The 4,765-nt window shown below is 60.6% G+C and carries 7 protein-coding genes; 5 read left to right on the top strand and 2 right to left on the bottom strand.

From position 1 onward, the window contains the following. The 5 genes from VGN12_13980 to VGN12_14000 form a co-directional block, all read left to right on the top strand. Positions 1-262 (top strand): PrpF domain-containing protein (locus VGN12_13980; GenBank protein HEY4310555.1); only part of this gene is annotated, 262 nt, incomplete at its 5' end. Positions 263-318: 56 nt separating this feature from the next. Next, positions 319-669: a VOC family protein gene (locus VGN12_13985; protein ID HEY4310556.1), complete on the top strand. Its 351-nt coding sequence runs from the start codon at positions 319-321 to the stop codon at positions 667-669. 25 nt (positions 670-694) lie between these two features. After that, positions 695-1,324, top strand: coding sequence for a class I SAM-dependent methyltransferase (locus VGN12_13990; protein ID HEY4310557.1), 630 nt, complete (start codon positions 695-697; stop codon positions 1,322-1,324). A 186-nt stretch (positions 1,325-1,510) separates the two neighbouring features. After that, positions 1,511-2,461 (top strand): hypothetical protein, encoded by a 951-nt coding sequence (locus tag VGN12_13995; protein ID HEY4310558.1) that lies wholly within the window; start codon positions 1,511-1,513, stop codon positions 2,459-2,461. 10 nt (positions 2,462-2,471) lie between these two features. Then, positions 2,472-2,888: a DUF4279 domain-containing protein gene (locus tag VGN12_14000; protein HEY4310559.1), complete on the top strand. Its 417-nt coding sequence runs from the start codon at positions 2,472-2,474 to the stop codon at positions 2,886-2,888. Positions 2,889-3,220: 332 nt separating this feature from the next. Here the strand turns inward: VGN12_14000 and VGN12_14005 are convergent, their stop codons facing one another. Beyond that, the gene (locus tag VGN12_14005) at positions 3,221-3,697 is read right to left on the bottom strand and encodes a hypothetical protein (GenBank protein HEY4310560.1); all 477 of its coding nucleotides are present in this window, start codon (positions 3,695-3,697) and stop codon (positions 3,221-3,223) included. A 379-nt stretch (positions 3,698-4,076) separates the two neighbouring features. Further along, positions 4,077-4,765 (bottom strand): acryloyl-CoA reductase (locus tag VGN12_14010; GenBank protein HEY4310561.1); only part of this gene is annotated, 689 nt, incomplete at its 5' end.

The following is a 4,765-nucleotide window of genomic DNA, read 5'->3' on the forward strand; positions in this document are numbered from 1 at the left end:
GATGGGCAAGCTGCATCACGCGATGATGGGCACGGCGGCGGTGTCGATCGCGACGGCGGCGGCGATTTCGGGCACGCTGGTGAATCTGGCGGCCGGTGGCGGCGAACGTCAGGCGGTGCGCTTCGGGCATCCGTCCGGCACATTGCGGGTCGGCGCGCAAGCGAGCCAGAAGAATGGCGAGTGGACGGTCACGAAGGCCATCATGAGCCGTAGCGCGCGGGTGCTGATGGAAGGATGGGTGCGCGTGCCGCAACCGGAGTGAGATCGGGCCGGCGTGCCGTGCGGCGATGTTCCTTCTACACGATTGCGGAGGAGTCCATGAAAGTCAAAAGAATCGTTGCCAATATCGACACGCAGGCGGTGGATGACGCGAAGCGTTTCTACCAGCAGATATTCGGCCTCGAACTGCTGATGGATCATGGCTGGATTGCCACCTACGGTTCCGCCGAAACGATGACTGTGCAAATCAGTTTCGCTTCGCAAGGAGGATCGGGCACGCCGACGCCCGATCTTTCGATCGAAGTGGATGATCTTGCCGCCGCACTCGAACGCGTGAGGTCGGCGGCCATTCCGGTCGAGTATGGTCCGGTCGACGAACCGTGGGGCGTGCGGCGTTTTTATGTGCGCGATCCGTTCGGCAAGCTCGTTAATGTGCTCGCGCATCTTTGATCGGCGATGAGCGTCGCGGATGCGCATGCTCCCACTCGTGATGTCCGTTAAGGTCAGCGGCACGGAAGGCTACGCGGAAGAAGCGCAAGCTCTGGTTGCGCAATGGCGGGGCATTTCGTTTGCCGAGCATCACCAAGCTGTTCTGCATCTGATACCGAACGACCCGTCGAGGATTCTCGACCTAGGCGCCGGAATCGGGACCGACGCTGCCGCGTTCGCGGCGATGGGCCACTCGGTCGTCGCTGTCGAACCCGTCGACGCGCTGCGTGCTGCGGGCATCGATCTGCACGCTTCGCCGCAGATCGAGTGGCTCGACGATAGCCTGCCTGAGCTCGTCACGCTGCTTGCCACCGGCAACACATTCGATGTGGTCATGCTCACAGCAGTATGGATGCACCTCGACGCCGATCAACGCAACCGGGCGATGCCCAACGTGAGTGCTCTTGTGCGAGCCGGCGGTGTGTTGATCATGTCGTTGCGACACGGGCCCATTCCGCGCGGCCGCCGGATGTTCGACGTCACGCCTGAAGAGACGATCCAGCTCGCAAGCCTTCACGGTTTGCAACTCGTACACCGTTTTCATACGCCGTCGGTGCAGCAGGCCAACCGGAACAGCGGCGTAACCTGGACACGGCTAGCCTTCGAGCGGCTGTGAACCGACAATAAAGTCCGACACAAAACAATGACTCGTCACCTCCGTGCACGATGCAGAGGCGGGCGGATTTTTCCAGGAAACGTCCCACTGTCAGGAATGGTTAAGTTTCCTCTGGCCAGCGCCACGACGTTGTCGTGGCCGTTAGGATGTGCCTCCCGACTGGCAATAGAAACGGTGGCCTGGCCTATGAACTACAACTGTCTTCATGTCCCGCTGGATATCGGCACGTGGCAGTGCGATCTCGTGCCCGCTAACGACTTCTACCATGGCTGGAGTGACAGGGAACGATGGGACCCTTTCGCCAACTGGGACGAGCGTAAGAAGCAGGAACGCCAGATCGAGGACGACCAGTGCACCTTTGACCAGCACTTCCGGCCAAACTACGACCTGCGCAGCATTACGGGCGGCGCAGCTCTGCGGGAGATCCAGAGCTTTCTGTCTGACCTCCTGAATATCGCCCACTGGAATCTGCCAACCGACAACGCGAGTATCGAGCGCATCCTCAGGCAGGGCGTCAAGGACGGAAAGCTGGTCCCGATTGTCGACCGGGACAGGCGCGTGACTGCACGGACGTTCCGGCCTGTCCCTGCTCCTCTGCGCTGGCCTTCCTCGGGGTCGAGCGGTGGCGGTATGGCGCGCTCTGCCTATCTGTTCCCGCCTGGTACCACCTCGTTCAACGGTGAGCCAGTACTGTCAGGACCTTACAACCCGACCACACAGGCGGCGCAGCTTGCGGCCCTGCGTGCTGAGTCGGGCAACGACGGTAGCTCCGACTGGCTCGGCGTGGCCGAATCCGTTGCAGGTGCCGTGCCCGGTGACGATGCCGCTTCGACAGATGACGGCGGTGACCAACTGGCGGACGCGAGCGACGACACGTTGACGCCGTTCGGCAATGCCCAGCCGTTCGACTACAGCGAGGATATGCCGGACGGCGATGCGGAAGAGTTGGCAGCCAGCACGAACAACCCAGGCTATGCTGCCAGGATGCTTGGATACGATCAGAAAACGTTTGGTGACATGATTCATGTTATGAAGCCTGCCAATGGCTTGGGACCGGCAGACAACGTTATATGGCATGACAATGGCGACGTTTCTTACAACGGGAAAGTGATCGACAACATGGGCAATTACGAATAACGGAATCAAGATGAATTCTCGTCAGCTTGCACACGCTTCATTCACGATCACGGGCGACGCTGTGTTGCCTGAGTTCTGGACCAAATATTTTGACGTTGCCCCAGACATGGCAATCGCCAAAGGCGACCCGATTGCAGACCCGACCGGTCAAGGGCGAATCTTGACAAGGCGCACAGGCGTCTGGGGCGTCGATAGCAAATCAGCGGTTCGCAGCGACCTGCTTGAACCGCACCTGCGCTACCTGATTGAGCGTCTAGCGTTCCCAAGATCGGACCTTCGTGAATTGGTAATACGCGCACAGGCAAAGATTCGGTTTTTCTGTTACTGGGACAACGAGGCGGGGAATCGCCTGCCTGATGTACCCGACGACATTCGAACAATGATGGAAAAGATGGGCGGAACTATCGAGGTTGACGAATACCGGTGAAGCGGCGAAGGGCTTAACCGGGTTGGCTGTTGCATTGCGCCCGAACCCCTTCGAGGCCAAGGATTTGGTTACGAACGAACGCCCGCCCCGGTAGTGGGCTCGTGTCGAACCTTATTTCTTCGGAGCGCAATCGCGACCTTCGCTCAGCATTTGATTTACTTGTGTGTGTCGTGTCAAAGTCTATTGTCGCTTCGAGCGGCGCGATAAAAACTGGAGCGATGCCCGCGAATACGGCGTCGATAACGAACGCGTGTAACGGGATGTGCTCACGCAAAGCGCGAGCACATCATGACCGCATATTCACTTTTATCAAGCCCGCGGGCGTGACGCACTCACGCTTGCGCTGCAGCAGAAGCCGCGAAAGCGCGAAAGTTTTCCGGCGTGGCAAAGGCGAGGTACTGCTTCTGCATTTCTTCCGTCAGTACTTCAATCATGATGACGTTGTCGATCCACAGCTCGATCACGTCGAAGGCGTTCTGACCGCGCGTGCATCGGACTGCGCGCCAGCCCTCGCGCTCGCCGATTGCCAATACCTCGCCGGGAGTCAGTTTGCTCGCGATGGCCAGGTGAAACGCAGTGTATTGCGCCGTCGTGCTCGGCCCTACCGTGCAGGAATTCTGGCCGCTGCCGGGGAAAATCACACGATCGCTGGGATAAGTCTCGATGATCGAACCACGGTCGTCGCCGGCGACGGCCATCCACGAATCGGGGAAGGCGGGGAATGGAGCGTGGAATCCGCCCCATAGTTCGGCAATGACGCGTGCGACGTTTTCCGGATGATGAGCCGGGATGGATGCATGAAAGAGCATGAGCGACCTCCGTCGAAAAGTGACAGGGAGAGTTCGGTCCTTGCGTTGCGTCGTCGATGACGTCTTGTCGCGTTCGAGGCGGCTTGCGATTGCGTCTTGCAGGTTTTGCGAAGCCGCGTGCAGGGCTGCAATTCGTCGAAGGCCAATATGATCGCTGCGATGCTCGCACGCGGGAATATGACCGTCAAGTTGGGGGTGACACCCCTTCAGGTCAGACGAATTTGACGCGTGAATATGGCGTTTGTTTAAAGCAGATACTGCGATGAGCGCGGCTGCTTTGCCTTGCAGGGCGCTGCCGAAAGCAAGCAAAAAACCGGGCTGTGACGATCGCCATTCGTCACAGCCCGGCTCCTGAAACAACGCGGTCAATCACCAGCGCTCAATTCACATCGACCAGCACCCGTCCCTGCAATTTTCCGGCGAGCATGTCCGCCGCCGCGTCGCCGACTTCCGCCAGCGCGACGGTTTTCGACGTGATTCCATCGAGCATCGACATCGGCAGGTCCAGCACGATCCGCTGCCACGCGCTGATCCGGTCTTTCGACGGCAGCATCACCGAGTCCACGCCGATCAGTTTGACGCCGCGCAGGATGAACGGCATCACGGTGGTCGGCAGATCGGCGCCACCGGCGAGGCCGCATGCAGCAACCACGCCGCCGTAGTTCATCTCGGCCAGCACGCGCGCCAGCACCTTCGAGCCGACCGTGTCGATCGCGGCGGCCCAGCGCTGGCCTTCGAGCGCACGCGGCGGCTCGCTCCACTCCGGTCCGTCGATCACGTCCTTCGCGCCGAGACGCTTCACGTAGTCGTGTTTGGCCGGATTACCCGTCAACGCGCTGACGTGATAACCGAGCCTCGTCAGGATCGCGACGGCCACGCTGCCCACGCCGCCTGCCGCGCCGGTTACCAGAACCGGGCCGCTTTGCGGCCGGATGCCGGCCGTTTCGAGCGCATTCACGCACAGCATGCCGGTAAAGCCGGCGGTGCCGATCATCATCGCCTGGCGCGTGCTCAGCCCGGCGGGCAGAGGCACCAGCCAGTCGCCGCGCACTCGCTGATACTGGCTGT

This window comes from Pirellulales bacterium (genome assembly GCA_036499395.1).
GTDB lineage: Bacteria > Planctomycetota > Planctomycetia > Pirellulales > JACPPG01 > JACPPG01.

Bases quoted from the DNA above. Each gene is read 5' to 3' on its own strand.
- VGN12_13985 (HEY4310556.1), top strand. From the start codon at position 319: ATGAAAGTCAAAAGAATCGTTGCCAATATCGACACGCAGGCGGTGGAT.
- VGN12_13995 (HEY4310558.1), top strand. From the start codon at position 1,511: ATGAACTACAACTGTCTTCATGTCCCGCTGGATATCGGCACGTGGCAG.
- VGN12_14000 (HEY4310559.1), top strand. From the start codon at position 2,472: ATGAATTCTCGTCAGCTTGCACACGCTTCATTCACGATCACGGGCGAC.
- VGN12_14005 (HEY4310560.1), bottom strand. From the start codon at position 3,697: ATGCTCTTTCATGCATCCATCCCGGCTCATCATCCGGAAAACGTCGCA.
- VGN12_13990 (HEY4310557.1), top strand. From the start codon at position 695: ATGCTCCCACTCGTGATGTCCGTTAAGGTCAGCGGCACGGAAGGCTAC.